General features: G+C 69.6%; 12 protein-coding genes. 9 read left to right on the top strand and 3 right to left on the bottom strand.

Annotation, left to right across the window (positions count from 1 at the left end; all coding sequences use genetic code 11):
- Positions 1-55: 55 nt before the first annotated feature.
- The 6 genes from mdh (at position 56) to G6O69_RS31240 (ending at position 6445) form a co-directional block, all read left to right on the top strand.
- Positions 56-1003: a malate dehydrogenase gene (gene mdh / locus G6O69_RS31265; protein WP_172307129.1), complete on the top strand. Its 948-nt coding sequence runs from the start codon at positions 56-58 to the stop codon at positions 1001-1003.
- Between the two features lie 34 nt (positions 1004-1037).
- Positions 1038-2234, top strand: coding sequence for an ADP-forming succinate--CoA ligase subunit beta (gene sucC / locus G6O69_RS31260; RefSeq protein ID WP_172307128.1), 1197 nt, complete (start codon positions 1038-1040; stop codon positions 2232-2234).
- Complete coding sequence (gene sucD / locus G6O69_RS31255; protein WP_172307127.1) at positions 2231-3106, top strand: succinate--CoA ligase subunit alpha; 876 nt, start codon at positions 2231-2233, stop codon at positions 3104-3106. Before sucC ends, sucD begins: the two co-directional genes overlap by 4 nt.
- 115 nt (positions 3107-3221) lie before the next feature.
- The gene (locus G6O69_RS31250) at positions 3222-3704 is read left to right on the top strand and encodes a PepSY domain-containing protein (RefSeq protein WP_176397196.1); all 483 of its coding nucleotides are present in this window, start codon (positions 3222-3224) and stop codon (positions 3702-3704) included.
- Positions 3705-3875: 171 nt separating this feature from the next.
- Entirely contained in the window at positions 3876-5966 is a 2091-nt protein-coding gene (locus tag G6O69_RS31245; RefSeq protein WP_176397195.1) for a GNAT family N-acetyltransferase, read from the top strand.
- Entirely contained in the window at positions 5963-6445 is a 483-nt protein-coding gene (locus G6O69_RS31240; protein ID WP_172307124.1) for an ASCH domain-containing protein, read from the top strand. The genes G6O69_RS31245 and G6O69_RS31240 overlap by 4 nt, the downstream gene beginning before the upstream one ends.
- An 18-nt stretch (positions 6446-6463) precedes the next feature.
- Here the strand turns inward: G6O69_RS31240 and G6O69_RS31235 are convergent, their stop codons facing one another.
- Positions 6464-7741 (bottom strand): homospermidine synthase, encoded by a 1278-nt coding sequence (locus tag G6O69_RS31235; RefSeq protein WP_172307123.1) that lies wholly within the window; start codon positions 7739-7741, stop codon positions 6464-6466.
- A gap of 56 nt (positions 7742-7797) precedes the next feature.
- On the opposite strand from G6O69_RS31235, the gene G6O69_RS31230 reads away from it, so the two are divergent.
- Positions 7798-8742, top strand: a complete 945-nt coding sequence (locus G6O69_RS31230; protein WP_172307122.1) for a methyltransferase domain-containing protein — start codon at positions 7798-7800, stop codon at positions 8740-8742.
- A complete protein-coding gene (locus G6O69_RS31225; protein WP_172307121.1) occupies positions 8739-9800 on the top strand; it encodes a hypothetical protein in 1062 nt (353 codons plus the stop codon). The genes G6O69_RS31230 and G6O69_RS31225 overlap by 4 nt, the downstream gene beginning before the upstream one ends.
- A gap of 9 nt (positions 9801-9809) precedes the next feature.
- Here the strand turns inward: G6O69_RS31225 and G6O69_RS31220 are convergent, their stop codons facing one another.
- Positions 9810-12608, bottom strand: coding sequence for a tetratricopeptide repeat protein (locus tag G6O69_RS31220; RefSeq protein ID WP_172307120.1), 2799 nt, complete (start codon positions 12606-12608; stop codon positions 9810-9812).
- 111 nt (positions 12609-12719) lie between these two features.
- Complete coding sequence (locus G6O69_RS31215; protein WP_172307119.1) at positions 12720-14033, bottom strand: hypothetical protein; 1314 nt, start codon at positions 14031-14033, stop codon at positions 12720-12722.
- A 644-nt stretch (positions 14034-14677) separates the two neighbouring features.
- On the opposite strand from G6O69_RS31215, the gene G6O69_RS31210 reads away from it, so the two are divergent.
- Positions 14678-16135: a MiaB/RimO family radical SAM methylthiotransferase gene (locus tag G6O69_RS31210; protein ID WP_172307118.1), complete on the top strand. Its 1458-nt coding sequence runs from the start codon at positions 14678-14680 to the stop codon at positions 16133-16135.
- The last annotated feature ends 37 nt before the right edge of the window (positions 16136-16172 follow it).

Below are 16172 nucleotides of genomic sequence, written 5' to 3'. Positions count from 1 at the left end.
CGGGCTATGGACGGACCCGGAAGCGAGCCGGTATACCGGCGGCGCCCAATCTCTCATGTCACGTCGCAACAAGATCACCGTCATTGGAGCTGGAAACGTCGGCGCTACCACGGCCCACTGGGCTGCCACGCGCCACCTCGGGGATGTCGTCCTCGTCGACATCAAGGAAGGGATGCCCCAGGGCAAGTCCCTCGATCTCGCCGAGTCCGCCCCCGCCATGGGCTTCGACCTCAAGCTCGTCGGCAGCAACGATTACGCCGCGACCGCCGGCTCCGACGTCGTGGTCATCACCGCCGGCGTGCCCCGCCGCAAGGACCCCAAGACCGGCGAGTACACCAGCCGCGACGAGCTCGTGGAGACCAACCGCAAGATCGTCGGCGCGGTCACCAAGGCCGTGGCCGAGCACTCGCCCGAGGCCGCGCTGATCTGCGTGGCCAACCCGCTCGACGCGATGTGCCACGTCACCTTCCACGAGTCGGGCTTCCCCAAGGAGCGCGTCATGGGCATGGCCGGCGTGCTCGACACCTCGCGCTACAAGACCTTCATCGCCATGGAGCTCGGCGTCAGCGTCGAGGACATCCACGGCATGGTCCTCGGCGGCCACGGTGACACCATGGTCCCGCTGCCCCGGCACACCTCCGTCGGCGGCATCCCGCTGACCGAGCTGATGCCCAAGGAGAAGATCGACGCGATCATCCAGCGCACGCGCAAGGGCGGCGGCGAGATCGTCGGCCTGCTCGGCTACTCGGGCTACTACGCCCCCGCGGCCTCGGCCTGCGTGATGGTCGAGTCGATCGTCCGCGACCGCAAGCGCGTGCTGCCCGTGGCGTGCATGTGCGAGGGCGAGTACGGCTACTCCGGCCTCTACCTCGGCGTGCCCGCGGTGCTCGGCGCCGGCGGTGTCGAGAAGATCATCGAGATGGAGCTCAACGCAGAAGAGAAGGCCATGCTCGACGTCTCGGCCAAGGCCGTGGAAGACGTGGTCAAGCTGCTCCCCTACTGAATCCGATTCCAGAGCTGGAACAGGAGTCCAAAGCATGAAGATCCACGAGTATCAGGCCAAGGAGCTGCTCCGCGACGCGGGCGTTCCGGTGCCGCTGTCTCAGGTCGCGTTCTCGGCCGAAGAGGCCCGGGTCGCCGCGGCCAAGTTGATCGACGAGACCGACAGCGAGGTCGTCGTCGTCAAGTCGCAGATCCACGCCGGCGGCCGCGGCAAGGGCCGCTTCAAGGAGCACCCCGAGCTCGGCGGCGTCAAGGTCGTCAAGGGCGCGGGCGCGGCCAAGGAGACCGCCGAGAAGATGTTCGGCAGCACCTTGGTCACGATCCAGACCGGGCCCGAGGGCAAGGTCGTCAACCGCCTGCTCATCGAGCAGGGCATGGACATCAAGCAGGAGCTCTACCTCGCCGCGACCCTCGATCGCGACACTGGTCGGGTCACGATCATGGCCTCGACCGAGGGCGGCATGGACATCGAGGAGGTCGCCGAGAGCCACCCCGAGAAGATCTTCAGGCGCTCCGTCGACCCGGCCTTCGGGCTCCAGGGCTTCGAGGCGCGCGAGATCGCCTACAAGCTCGGGCTCGACGGCAAGACCGCCCGCAAGATGGCGAGCTTCCTGGTCAAGTTCTACGACGCCTACGTCAAGTACGACTGTTCGCTGCTCGAGATCAACCCGCTGTTGATCACCGGCGCGGGTGATGTCTACGCCCTCGACGCCAAGGCGACCTTCGACGACAACGCGCTGTTCCGCCACAAGCACATCGAGGCGCTGCGCGACGAGGACGAGGAGGACCCGGCGGAGCTCGAGGCCAAGAACTGGGACCTCAGCTACGTCGCCCTCGACGGCACCATCGGCTGCATGGTCAACGGCGCCGGCCTGGCCATGGCGACCATGGACATCATCAAGTACTTCGGCGCCGAGCCGGCCAACTTCCTCGACGTCGGCGGCGGCGCCACCGAGGAGCGGGTCACCGCCGCGTTCAAGATCATCAGCAAGGATCCCAACCTCAAGGGCATCCTCGTCAACATCTTTGGCGGCATCATGAAGTGCGACACCATCGCCAAGGGCGTGATCGGTGCCGTCAAGGAGGTCGGCCTCGAGGTTCCGCTGGTCGTCCGCCTCGAGGGCACCAACGTCGACCTCGGCAAGAAGCTGCTCGGTGAGAGCGGCCTGAAGATCACCGCCGCCGGCTCGCTGCGCGAGGCGGCCCAGAAGATCGTGGAGATGACGAAGTGAGCGTTCTGGTCGACAAGAACACCAAGCTCCTGGTGCAGGGCATCACCGGCAAGACCGGTGAGTTCCACGCCAGGCTCTCGCTCGAGTACGGCACCCAGGTGGTCGCCGGCGCCGTCCCGGGTAAGGGCGGGCTCAAGGCCTGCGACGACCGCGTGCCGGTCTACGACACCGTCAAGGAGGCCGTGGAGAAGACCGGGGCCAACGCCTCGGTGGTCTTCGTGCCCCCGCCCTTCGCCGCCGACGCCATCATGGAGGCCGCCGACGCCGAGGTCCCGCTGATCATCGCGATCACCGAGGGCATCCCCGTCGCCGACATGATCGTGGTCAAGCGCTACCTCGAGGGCAAGAACAGCCGGTTGATCGGCCCCAACTGCCCCGGTGTGATCACCCCCGATCAGTGCCGCATCGGCATCATGCCCGGCTACATCCACAAGCCCGGCAAGATCGGCGTGGTCTCGCGCTCGGGCACGCTGACCTACGAGGCGGTCCACCAGCTGACCACCCTCGGCCTGGGTCAGACCACCGCCATCGGCATCGGCGGCGACCCGGTCAACGGCACCAACTTCGTCGACTGCCTCGAGCTCTTCAACGATGATCCGACCTGCGAGGGTATCGTGATGATCGGAGAGATCGGCGGCGCCGCCGAGGAGGCCGGCGCGGCCTTCATCAAGGAGAACGTCAAGAAGCCGGTGGTCGGCTTCATTGCTGGCGTCTCCGCCCCGCCCGGCAAGCGCATGGGCCACGCCGGTGCGATCATCTCCGGCGGCATGGGCACGGCCGAGGCCAAGCTCGAGGCGCTGCGCGAGGCTGGCGTGAAGATCGCCGACACGCCCTCGGACATCGGCTCGGCCATGGCCTCGCTGATGAGCTGATGAGCTGATGCGCTGAATCACCGGTCGCGAGACCGAGTGGAAGAGACCCCACGTCCCGAGCTTCGGGCGTGGGGTCTTGCTTTGCCCGCGGATCTGCTACACCTCGGCCTCGACCGTGGTCGCGCGCAAGACCTACTTCAAGCTCCACAACGCCCTGGGCCTGGCGCTGGCGGTGATCGTGGTGGTCTCGGCGAGCACCGGGGCCGTGCTGACCTTCCGTTCGCAGCTGGGCTTCGAGGCCCCGCGGGCGCCGGAGGTCGAGACGCACCTGCCCCTGGAGACGATCCTCGAGCGAGCGGTGGCGGCGGGGGACGGCTCGCCGGCGACCGATGTCGGGCTGCCCCTCGAGCCCACGGACCCCTACCACGTGTGGCTCGACGACGACGCGGAGACCGAGGTCTGGCTCGACGGCGCCGGCGAGGTGCTGGCGACGCGGGCGGGGGGCGAGGGGCTCACGCGCACGCTCTTCTTGCTGCACACCGGGGAGCTGCTCGGGGTGGTCGGGCAGGGGGTGATGCTCCTGGCGGCGCTGGGGTTGATGGGTTTGGCTTGGTCTGGGGTCGGGATGTGGTGGTCGCGGCGGCGAAAGAAGAGGTGAGCGGGATCGTTGGACGAGTCGCCCCGGGTGAGTGCCGAAGAGGAGGGGGAGGGGACTGAAGCCCCTCGCACAGGGATGGTTGATGTAGCCCAGCGGTGCATCGCGCACTAGCGAGGCGCAGGTGGCCAGGAACTAGGCCACCGGGGCCTGGCTGGCCAGGTCGGTATCGGCATGGTGGCTGACCTCCTCTCGAAGTCATGCTATTGGATGGGTATGGAAGAAAAGGTCGAGATCGTTCTCCTGCGGGAGTGCATGGAGCTCTTCGACGAGGTCGTCGTTCTCGGCGATCGCTTCAGGCAGAAGCTAGGGCTCTTTCCGAGAGAGGCTCTGAGAGAGAAGGCACTCGCTGGAGAGCTCTTTGTTGCGTGCGAGTCGGAGAAGCTGGTTGGCTATCTGCTCTTTCGTGTGAGCCGCAGGCACCCACGTCGGGCCACGATCATTCATCTGTGTGTCGAGCCGAGTTGCCGGGGGAGAGGCATCGCCCGCGCTCTGGTAGGCGAACTCGTGGCGCGAACTCGGGACCTCGACGGCATCCGCCTGTCGTGCAGGCGGGACTACGAAGAAAATCGGCTCTGGCCAAGACTGGGGTTTCGACTGCTGGAGGAGAAGCCTGGACGCGGAAAAGATGGTGCGCGTCTCAACATCTGGTGGCTAGGGCAGGGTTCACCTCTACTGTCCCGAGCTGCCGAGCTGATCGGTGATGTCAGCGTCGTAGTCGCCATGGACGCCATGGTGGTCTTCGATCTCGATGATGAGAACGAGGCAGGGACCGAGTCTCGAGCGCTTCAGAGCGACTGGCTTCGTGAGCAGCTGTGGCTGGTCGTCACCCCTGAGCTCAACACCGAGATCGACCGGCGGGAGGAACTGCAGGCACGAGAGCGCTCGCGGGCGCTCGCGCAGCGTTTCAGTGTGTTGGAGGCAGATCGGACCCGCTTCGACGACGCGCGGACGCGCTTGCTAGAGGTGCTTGGGCAGCCTCGTGATGAAAATGAGCGCTCCGATCTGCGCGAGCTCGCGTGGGCGGCGGCGGGCGCTGCGGAACACTTCGTCACGCGAGACGAGCGGTTGCTCGGGCTATCCTTGGAGATCGCAGACGCGGTGGAGCTGTCTGTTCTCCGCCCGAGCGCGCTCATTGTTGCGCTGGACGAACTCGCTCGTGAGTCGGCCTATCAGCCACGTCGCTTTGAAGGCTCTCGTCTCTTGGTGCGCTCGGTGCAGCCGAAAGAGGAGGGGCGACTGGTGGAGCACTACCTCGACTTTTCGAGCGGTGAGCGGCGTGCGGGGCTGTGTCAAAGGTTGCGAGAAGCCTTCGGCAGCGAGCCCGGTAGCGTGCGGGAGGTGAGCAAGGAGGAGGAGTCTCTGGTGCTCTATCGCTTTGTGGAGGAGGAAGACTCGTTAAAGGTCCCGTTGCTGCGGACGGGGCGCGGATCGCTGGCGAAGACGGTCCTTCGACACCTCCTTTCTTCTGTCGTTGCAGGCGGGGAGGGCCGGTCGATCGTGGTCACCGACCACGCGAGCCAGGAGGTGGAGGGCGCGCTCTTGGACACAGGCTTTCTTCGGCTCGATGGAGTCTGGGTCAAGCCAATCCTGCGCTATGTTGGTCCAGGGGAGGGCATTCGACCCCTTCTGGCCAAGTTGCCGCATGGCGCAGAGATTCTCGCGCGGGCTGCGGAGATCTTCGACGAGGGGCGGCCACATGCGCTACTCGAATTCGAGCGTAAACTCAGCCCTGCAAAATTCGAGGACCTCGACGAGGTCCCCCACTGGATCTTGCCGATCCAGCCGCATTGGGCGGCGCAGCTATTCGACACCAGGCTGGCTGAGCAAGATCTCTTCGGCCTTCCGCCCGAGCTCGGCTTCCGTCTCGAGAATGTCTACTACCGCTCGGCTCGAGGCAGCTTTGAGGCCCCTGCGCGAGTGCTGTGGTACGTGAGCAGGGGGAAGGGCAGCAGCTACGTGGATACTGGAGCGATCCGGGCGATGTCTTACCTCGACGAGGTTGTTGTCGGCACTCCCAAGCAGCTCTTCAGCCGCTTTCGCCGCCTGGGCATTTACCGCTGGAAGGATGTGCTCGGGGCGGCTGGTGGGGGCCTGGAAGGTAGGCTCATGGCGCTGCGCTTTTCGGGCACGGAGCTCTTGCCCAAAGCGATCCCCCTGCGTGAGGTCCGGGCGCGTATGGGCAAGGATTGGACCTTTCAGGGTCCGGTTCGGATCACGCGAGACCAGTTCTTCGACCTATACTTACCCACAACGTCGCCATGACTACGCCCAAGCAACCCGAGGAGGTCCTGCTCCTGAGCATCCACCCGCGCTACTCGGAGCTGATCCTCTCCGGTCACAAGACCATCGAGTTGCGCAAGCGGCGTCCTCGTCTACCTGCGGGCGCCCTCGTCTTGATGTACGCGTCGGCACCCGTGTGTGCGCTGGTGGGTGCCTTTGTTTTGGGAGGGGTGCTCGAGCGCAGGCCCCTCGATCTGTGGCAAGAGTATGGCTCTCAGACAGGGGTGAGTCGGGACGTCTTCGAGCGCTACTATGCCGACCGCGAAAAGGCCTTTGGGTTGCTGGTCGACCAGGTCAGGCCGCTCGAGGAGCGGGTCAGCCTGGGTGCTCTGCGCAAATGTTGGAAGCGCTTCCATCCGCCGCAGAGCTACCGCTATCTCTGGAACGGTCGCAGTGGCCTGGGTCTGCGCTTCGCCGACGAGACGGCCTACTTCACGCCAAGGCCGGTGTCTCAGGGCTGAAGCCAAGCTGAGGCCAGCTCAGACGCGTCGCTCGGACAGGGCTCGCGCCGGCGCGTGGGGATCCCAGATCACCTCGAGCGGCCCGAGCAGCTCCTGCGCGAGCGCGAGCAGGCGCTGGCTGTCCAGCTCCTCCGGCAGCCAGATCCCCGGCTCGAGCTCGCGCGCGAGCGTCCAGCCGGCGACGACGCCCGCCGCGACCTGCAGCAAGGTCGCGTTGGTACCCAGGGGGAGGGCGCGCTCGACCGGGGTGTCCCAGCCGATCCACAGCTCGCCGAGGCTGCGGCTGCACAGCAGGGCGCCCAGGCGGTTGCTGCCGCGGAGGTCGGAGCGCGCCGGGGGATAGAGGCGCGCGGTCGGCCACTGCTCGGGGCCGCGCTCGGGGACCTGGCGCAGCGAGGCCATGGCCGCAGGCGGGAGCCGGTAGATGTAGCCGAGCTCGACCAGCGGGTACATGGCGCCGAGGGTGACGAGCTCCTCGTGGGGGACCAGGAAGCCCTCGATCTGCTCGTGGCCGCAGCGGGCCTGGTAGCGGGCCTCGTGGGGCCTGTGGGCGAGGCTGCGGGACTCGCCGTCGACGGTGATCATGCTGTGGTCCTCGAGCAGCTCGGTGAGGCAGCTCCAGGGCGACCAGGTGCAGGCGAAGCGCTCGTCGGCGGGCGGGAGCGGGCCCTCGGTGGTCGTGCTGTCGACCTCGGTGAACAAGATCGCGTGGAGGTCGAGGTCGATCAGGCTGGGCGCGCGACCGCTGCGCTCGGCGAGCTCGCGCATGCCGGCGGCGACGACGAGGTTGATCAGCCCGGGGTTCATGCCCATGCAGACCAGGTGGACGCCGGCGTGGACGTCGGGAGGATCGAAGAGTTCGCGGGCGCGGATCATGGTCTGCGCACGCGGCGAGCCCGGCGGGGCCTCGGCCGGCCACACGTCGTAGGCGGTGCTCAGGTAGGAGGCGCCCTCGCTGGCGCAAGCCTCGACGCAGGCCCAGGTGCCGACCTCGGCGAACTCGAGGACCTCGTCGACGCGATGCTCGCGGACGAGGGCCGCGAGGTCCTCACCAGTGTCGACGCGCTGCGGGGGCAGCCAGCGCGCGTTGGCGGGGCGGGGGAGGGCGCGGAGATCATCGTCGGCATTGGGGACGTTGTCGTCGACGAGCAGGAGCTGATCGCCCGCGCCGAGCAACGCGCGGCCTCGGGGGTGGCGCTCGAGCAGCGCCAAGGTGGCCGAGGCGACCCCGCCAGCGGCGCCCAAGATCAGGATCCGGCGGCCGGCGTTTGCGGCGCGATCTGGAGCTGCACCCAAGGTGAGTTCGTGATATCGCGTCCGAGCGCCTCCGTCGAGGAGGCGCCCGAGCCATCGTGAGCGAGAACCAAGCCGTCGAAGAGCCGCCCTGCGGCGTGGCGATCCGCTACCTCCTCGATGAGGTGTTCGTGGACTGCCAGACCACGCATCAGCACGTGACGATCGCCCAGACCCGCGGCTACGGGCGGGCGCTCTTCCTCGATCACCTGATCCAGTCGGCGGAGAGCGACGAGTTCATCTATCACGAGGCGCTGATCCACCCGGCGATGACGATCCACGGCGACGTCCGCCGGGTGCTGGTCGCGGGCGCGGGAGAAGGGGCGAGCTTGCGCGAGCTCCTGCGCCACCGCGGGGTCGAGTCGATCGTCGCGGTCGATCTCGACCCCGAGGTCGTCGAGCTGTGCCGGACGCACCTGCCCAGCTGGCACCGCGGCTCCTTCGACGACCCCCGGGTCGAGCTGCGCTTCGAGGACATCCAGGCGACCCTGGCCAAGGCCGCGGACGGGAGCTGGGATCTGATCGTCCTCGACATCACCGAGCCCATCGACGAGGGCCCCGCGGCGGCGCTCTTTTGCCGCGAGTTCTTCGCCGAGGTCGCCCGGGTGCTCGCCGATGATGGCGTGGTGGTGCTCCAGGGCGGCGAGCTCGACCTCGCCGATCTCGACATCGCCCGAGACGTCCGCGCGACCTTGGCCGCGGTCTTCCCCTGGGTCGAGGTCGCGCACACCTTCGTGCCCTCCTTTCACTGCCTGTGGGGGTTCTTCCTGGCCGGCAAGCACGCGTTCGCATTGACGCCTGAGGACCTCGAAGCGCGCGTCGCCGAACTCTGCGGGCTCGCTGGGAACACCGGGAGCGGGGGCCTGCGCATGTACGACGCGCTGCGTCACCGCGCGGTGGTCGAGGCTCCGATCTACCTGCGCGAGGCCCTGGCGCAGTCCCCCGGCGAGGTCCTCAGCGCGGGCCAGTCGGCGCGACTGGTGCCCTACGAGCGGACACCATGAGCGGGCGTTGGTCGCGGACCAACCGGCTGATCGTCGCGGCGGCGCGGCGCCTGGGCGTCGAGGCCGAGGCGGTGGGCAGCGAGCACAGCGACTTCTTCATGCGCCTGCGCTGGCCGGAGGCGCCCGAGGGCCCGCGCACGGTGATCGTGTCCAAGACCCGCTCGCCCTTCCTGACCCAGGTCGCCCAGACCCTGAGCAACAACAAATTCCTGGCCCGGGAGCTGCTCGCCGCGCGCGGGCTGCCGATGGCCACCGGCCTGCTCCTCGACGAGTCCACGGATCCGCGCCGTGACGCCGGCGGATCCGCGCGCGCGCGAGACTTCTTCAAGCGTCACGGCGAGGTTGTGGTCAAGCCCAACTGGGGGAACCGCGGCCTGGGCGTGACCACGGGGATCGTCGAGTTCTCGGCCTTGCTGCGCGCCTTTGGTCGGGCCGTCGAGCTCGATCGCGACGAAGAGGTCCTGCTCGAGCCGCAGCTGGCCGGGGTGGATCTGCGCGTGGCGGTGATCGGCGGGGATCCGGTGGCTGCGGTCGAGATCCGCCGCCCGGTGCTGGTCGGCGACGGGCAGCGCAGCTTCGCTGGGCTGGTCGAGGCTCTCAACGTGGATCCGCGCCGGGGCAGCTGGGATCGCCCGGGCCTCGATCCCCTCGATCGCGTGGAGCTCGACGAGGTCGCCGAGCTGCTCGCGGTGAGCGGCCGCTCGCCCGCCGACGTGCCCGAGGCCGGCGCGCGCCTGGTGCTGCCCTTCGAGGAGGCCGAGGTCATCGATCGCAGCGACGCGCTGCACCATGGCTGGGGCGAGCTCGCGGCCACGGCCGCGCGGGCCCTGGGAGTCGACGTGGCCGGGGTGGACCTGCGCGGGCCGGCCTCTGAGCTGTTCGAACGCGGCCCTGCGCCCGAGGGCGCGACGCGCCTGCTCGAGGTCAACGTGCTCCCGGCGCTACATCTGCACGCGTTGCCGACCGAGGGCGAGGCGCGGCCGGTGTTCGAGGCCTTCGTCGCCTACTGCCTGCAGATGCCCGGCGCACCGCCGATCTGCGCCGACGTGCAGGTCTAAGAGCGCACACTAGAGCGGGTGTTCGTCGAGCCACGCGGCCAGGCGCGTGTCCGTGCTCGGATCGCCGTCGGCTAGCTCGGCGCGGGTCTGCTCGATGAGCCCGCGGGCGCTGGCCTGGGTGGTGCGCTCTGGGGTCGCCCACAGCACGTCGGCGAGGGCCAAGCGGGCGCCGGCGAGGCCGGGGGGATCGTCGACGTAGGCGCCCTCGCGGGCGAGGTCGCGCTCGAGCAGCGCGCGGGCCTGCTCGTGGTCGCCGAGGGAGAGGTTGGCCTTGGCCAGACCGGTGAGCGACGCGCTGAGCAGGGGATGGTGGGGGCCGAGGGCGGACTCGCGCAGGGCGAGGGCGCGGGCGAAGTAGTCGCGGGCGAGCTCGAAGTCCTCGGCCTCGAGGGCCAAGGTGCCGAGGTTGTTGAGGGTCGGCGCGAGGCTGGGGTGGCTCGAGCCCAGGGACTTCTCCTGAGTGGCCAGGGCGGCCTCGAGGTAGTCGCGGGCGAGGGCATGATCGCCGGCGCGCTGGGCCGCGGCGCCGATGTTGTGCAAGGTGTCGGCGACCAGGGGGTGGTCGGGGCCGAGGGCGTTGCGGCGGATGGTCAGCGCGCGCTCGAGGTAGGTGCGCGCCTGCTCGTACTCGTCTTCGCGCCCGGCCACGTTGCCCAGGGCGCTGAGGACCTCGGCCATGCCGGGGTGATCGGGGCCGAGCACGCGCTCGGTGATCGCCAAGGAGCGCTCGAGGTAGCGCTTGGCCTCGGCGGTGTCTCCGATCGCCATCGCGCTGAGGCCGAGGTTGTTGAGCGACTGGATGATCTGCGGGTGATCCTCGCCGAGGGCCTGCTCGCGCAGCGCCAGGGCCTGCTCGAGATCCGCACGCGCCTGTTCATAGTCGCCCGAGATGAAGCGTACGGTGCCGCGGTTGTTGAGGAACTGGGCCCTGAGCTCGGGGCTGCCGGCGGCCTGGGACAGGTAGTCGGCGTCCTCGAGCCAGCGCGGGGTGTCTTCGCTGCGGGCGAGGGCGTAGCCCACGACGTAGAGCAGCTTCGCGGCGGCCTCGGAGGCCTCGAAGAGCATGCCTTGAGACAGGGCGATGGCGTAGGCCTCGCGCAGCGCGGCCTCGGAGGCCTCGTACTCGCCGCGCTTTTGCTGGACCAGGCCCAGGCGCAGCCAGGCGCGGGCCTGGAGCGGCGGGTGGGAGAGGGCCCCCGCGCCCTCGCTGACCTCTCGGGCGATGGCCAGGGCCTCGTCGTACTCGCCGGCCTCCTGGCGAACCGAGGCCGCGGCGAGCCGGCGCTCGAGGGTGGTGACGGCCCTGGCGATGAGGGGATCTTCGGGCGGGGGGATCGCGGCCGTGAGCGCCTCGAGATCTTCGCAGCGCGCCAGCGGGGGCAGGCTGCGCGAGACCTGCACGGCCTTGGGGATCGTGCCCTCCTTGACCTGCTCGAGCACCTGCACGGTCTCGCTCAGGTGGGTCAGGCGCTCGTCGAGGCAGGCCATGCGCAGATCGAGGAGGGCGTCTGACTGCTCGCCGCGCTGGCTGGCCTCGCAGGCCTCGGTGCGCGTCTCGACCCAGCGCTGGGCGTAGTCGTCGAGGTTGTCCGCGACCCGGCCGAGGGTGTCCGCGGCGTAGGGGCGCTCGGTCGCCGCGAACGCGGCAGCGAGCGCGTCGCGGCGCTCGTCATCCCACACGCCGGCGAGCTTGTCGGCCGCGCCCGCGCAGACCTGGGCCTGGGCTTGGGCCGCGTGGACCACTCCCCAGCCAGCCGCGATGGCGATGGCGAGGGCGGAGGCCGCGAGCCAGCGCCGGCGGCGACGGACGAGGGGATCGTCGTGGAGCGCGGCGGTCAGGGCTTGCATCGAGGGGTAGCGGCGCTGGGGGTCCGCCGAGAGCCCCCGCAGCAGCCGCTTGCGCAGCCAGGCCGGGACCGTGGCGCTGCGCGGGGCCGGTCGGACCTTGGCCTCGTTGATCGCAAAGAGCAGCGTGGAGATGGTCTCGCCGGCGAAGGGGCGCTCGCCGTAGAGGGCCTCATGGAGCGCGATGCAAAACGCGAACTGATCGCTGCGGGCGTCGGCGGGTCGGCCCTCGAATTGCTCGGGGGCCATGAACGCGGGCGTCCCCAGGAGCGCGCCGGTCCGCGTCAGCGGGCTGCTCAGGGCGAGCTGGCTCGAGGTGATCTGCAGGCGCTCGATGGCGGCCGCGCGCGCCTCGGCCTCGTCCTCGTCGAGCTGCTCGTGGCCCTCGACGACGGCGCGGGCCAGGCCAAAGTCCATGACCCGGACGCGGCCGTCGTCGCCGACGATCACGTTCTCGGGCTTGAAGTCGCGGTGGACGAGGCCGGCCTCGTGGGCGGCGGCGAGACCTCGGGCTGCGGCGAGGAAGACGTCGAGGACCTCGGGCCAGGGCCGGGGGCGGGCGCGAGCGCGCATCCACTCGGCCAAGGTGGGGCCGGGAACGAACTCCATGGCGATGAAGAGCCGGCCGTCGTGGACGCCGACGTCGTGGACGGCGACGACGTTGGGATGATCGAGCTTGGCGAGGGCCTGGGCCTCGCGCTGGAGCCGGAGCTGGGCGGCCTCGTCGTCGCCCTGGTGATCGAGGAGCTTGACGGCGACCTTGCGATCGAGCTCTGGATCGTAGGCCGCGAGCACCACGCCCATGGCCCCCGCGCCGAGCTTGTGAAGAACGACGTAGCGGCCGATCTGCGCCCCCGGGCTGGGCAGCGGCTCGTCGGTGTCGCCCTCATCGAACTCGTCTCCCCTCGTCCACTGGACGGCGAGGCCCGTGATCTCGAGGGGATCCGGGTGTTGCTCGGCCACGACGAGAGAATAACAGCCATTGTACTGTGCACAGGACAATCGTCAGTGCACGCGAGGTGTCATGTTTGGGGTGTGAGTCCCCTGACCAGGCTGTCTCTCGGTGCGCTCGCGTCAGCGTGCCACCGCCGCGGGGCTCAGGCGCAGGCCCAGGACCAGCTGATCGGCGCGCACCTCCGCGGCGTGGATCTGTAGCGCCATGGCCTCTCCGGCGAGCTCGACCTCGGTACTGGCCGTGGTCTGCTCGACTAGCGAGAGCCCGCGGCGCACGGTCTTGCTGAAGAAGAGCCCCGCGCGGACCTTGAAGCTGCCGATCACGGCGTCGACCTTGGCCTGCTCGGCGCCGAGCTCGAGCGCGCTGCCCTCGACGCGCAGGACTGGGCGCCCACGCAGGACCACATGGGCGCACTCCTCGTCCATCTTCCACAGCAGCAGCTCGAGGGGATCCGCGGCCCCCTCGACCCAGCCGACGCCGGCGTAGAGCTCCCCGCGAGGATCGGCCTCGCCCTCGAGCGTCCAGCGACCGGGCAGCCGGCCGCTGCGGACCGCCTCGTTGGCGAGGGCCGCCGCGGCGTCGCCAGCGACGACGACCTGGATGAGGTTGGGGTGTAGATCGGCGGCGCGCGTGCGGGTCGTGCCGGTGACCGCGGGCAGCGGGGTGTCCACGGGCAAGGTCGTGCGCAGGTCGATGTCGAGGTAGCGCTCGCCAGAGCGCAGCGCGATCGCGGCGAGGGGCAGGGCCTCGGGGAGATCGAGTTCGAAGCGCACGAGCTCGCCGAGATCGTCGAGGAGCTCGCGACGCAAGCGCGCCGTGGCCTGGGTCATGAGCTCGTCGGTCAGCTCGCCCGCGAGCTCGCCCAAGGTGGCGTCGTCGAGGAGCATGCGCGCGGCGGCGGGCAGCTGCGCGCCGATCCACGCGCCGAGGCGCTTGCGGCCGGCGGCGTCGATGCTCGGCTCGAGGGCGATGATGTCGCTGCCTTCGAGGGCGACGATCAGCCGGCCTGAGCCGGGGTCGAGGCGCGGGCGGATGCGGGCGTCGACGTTGACGGTGAGCACGGAGCGCTTGCCCTGGGCCAGGCCGAGGAGCACGCGAAAGCCCAGCTCCCCGGTCGGGGCCGCCCGCGTGCGCACGCCGTCGACGCTCAGCGCGAGGCTGCCCAGGTTGGTCCCGGACACGGCCGGGAGCGGGAGCTTCAGCGTGGGCAGGTCGCCGAGCTCGCGGGCGATGGTCGCGTCGATCAGCTCGTAGGGGACGGAGAGACTGAGGTGCGCGGCTTGGGTCTCGGCGCGGACGCGCGCAGGGGAGGGCGCCGTCGCGTCCAAGAAGGCGTCGTAGCTCGAGTGGACCTTTTCACAAGGTGCCGCGCAGGCGGCCGTGGCGGACAGCGAGAGCGCGATCAGGGGCGCGAGCGCGGAGGCTTTGAGCACCGCCGGAGCTTATCAGCCGCACTGAATCCTCACGATTGTGCACCTTCCAATGTGGATACTCCTGGTCGATTGGACACGTACGGGGTGTCGGGTGCGATCTCGCCCCCACCGAAGATCTGCGTTCGAGGCGCGGTTTTGCCTGGTATTTGAGAAATCGCTGATAACGTCAGAAAATCAATGTTTCAAAATATCCGATGGACGAAGTTGATATGTGGATTACGCTAAAAATATCCGTGAAAATGTGTAATCATACAGTATCGTTGAAAATCGACAGATGCTGATGGGGTCCAGGATGGACCCGTAGACACGCGAGGAGAGCGCAAACCATGACCAGCACAGAGATTTCAAATCGACAGCCTGTTCACCTGAGGTGGGCGACGCGCGTGCAAGGAGGCTTTCGCGGCGTGAGCCGCCGGCTCGCCTCTGGCATCGAGCTCGCCCGGGCCGCGCGCCGTGGTGACCTCGCCCGGGTGATGATCTTCGCCGGCGAGCTGCGCCGCGGCTGACGGCGCCCGGGCCCGGACTGACGGCGCCCAGGCCAGGGCTGACGGCGCCCAGGCCAGGGCTGACGGCGCCCAGGCCAGGGCTGACGGCGCCCAGGCCGGCCGCTCGCGTTCACGGGCGGCTTTGGCCATACTCCCGCCATGCGCGTGGCGGTCGAGACCCACGGCTGTCGGCTCAACCAGGCCGAGAGCGACGCCATCGCCGAGCAGCTGCGCGCTCGCGGCCACGAGCTCGTCGAGGATCTCGAGCGCGCCGAGCTCTACCTGCTCAACAGCTGCGCGATCACGCATCGAGCGGACGCGGACGCGAGGGCGGCTCTGCGCCGGGCTCGGCGTCGCAACCCCGAGCTGCGCGCGGTGATCACCGGCTGTCACGCCAACGCCGAGGCCGAGACGCTGGCGGCCATGGCCGAGGTCGACGCGGTGATCGGCAACGTCGAGAAGCAGCGCCAGGGGATCGTCGAATTGCTCGAGGGCGTCCGCGGTCGCGGGGCGACGCCGGCGCTGGTCGCTGTCGAGGGCCTGACCCGCAAGCTGCGGCGCGAGCCCTGGGAGCTGCCCGCGGCCGTCGAGCCCGGGCGCACACGGCCGCTGCTCAAGGTCCAAGACGGCTGCGACTATCAGTGCAGCTTCTGCATCGTCCCCAGCGTGCGCGGGCGCAGCCGCAGCCTCGACGCGCTCGCCCTCGCCGGCCAGCTGCGGGCCCTCGTCGACGCCGGCCACCCGGAGGTCGTGCTGACCGGGGCGCACTTGGGGCTGTGGGGCCGGGACCTGGAGCGGGTCGCTGACGGGGGGGATGCACGGGGGAGCGCGCGGCGGCGGACGCTGGCCGATCTGATCGCGGCGCTGCGGGCAGCCGTCCCCGAGGCGCGCCTTCGCCTGGGCAGCGTCGATCCCCACGAGGTCGACGACGGTCTGATCGCCGCCCTCGCGGCCGGCGTCGATGCCAGCGGAGCCGGCCTGTGCCGCTACCTGCACCTGCCGGTTCAAAGCGGCGACGACGGCGTGCTGCGAGCGATGCGGCGGGCCCATCGCGTCGCCGACTTCGAGACCCTGGTGCCGCGGCTGCGCGCCCTCGCGCCAGGGATCGGCCTGGGCGTCGACGTGATCGTCGGCTTCCCCGGGGAGGACGACGCGGCCTTCGAGGCGACCTTGGAGCTGCTCACGCGCCTGGAGATCTCTTTTGCCCACGTGTTCACCTGGTCCGCGCGCGCCGGCACGGCGGCGGTCGAGCTCGGCGATCGCGTCTCGCCGGAGGTCGCCGCGGCGCGCAGCCAGGCGCTGCGCGAGCGGGTGGCGTGCAGCCGGCGCCGAGAGCTCGAGGCGCGGGTCGGGCAGATCACCTCTGCGGTGATCCTGCGCCGGCGGGCCCGACGAAGCGGCGCTCTGGTGGCGCTGAGCGAGGACCACTCGAAGCTGCTGATCGACAGCAGCGGGGGCAAAGACGGCTCCGACGCCTTGCTCGGCCGCAGGGCCTGGGTCCGCGTCGAGGGGGTCGTCGCCGGCCAGCTGCGCGCGAGCCTGCTCGATGTGAGCGAGCAGCGTGACGCGTCTGTGCCGCGACTCGGGGGGCGTGACTTGCCCTTGCCGACCTCGTGACTGACCTGTGACCGACCCATGCTAGACCCGCGCCGTC

This window comes from Pseudenhygromyxa sp. WMMC2535 (genome assembly GCF_011083025.2).
The sequence above is the reverse complement of the archived record's forward strand: the minus strand, read 5'-3'. Positions and strand labels throughout refer to the sequence as shown.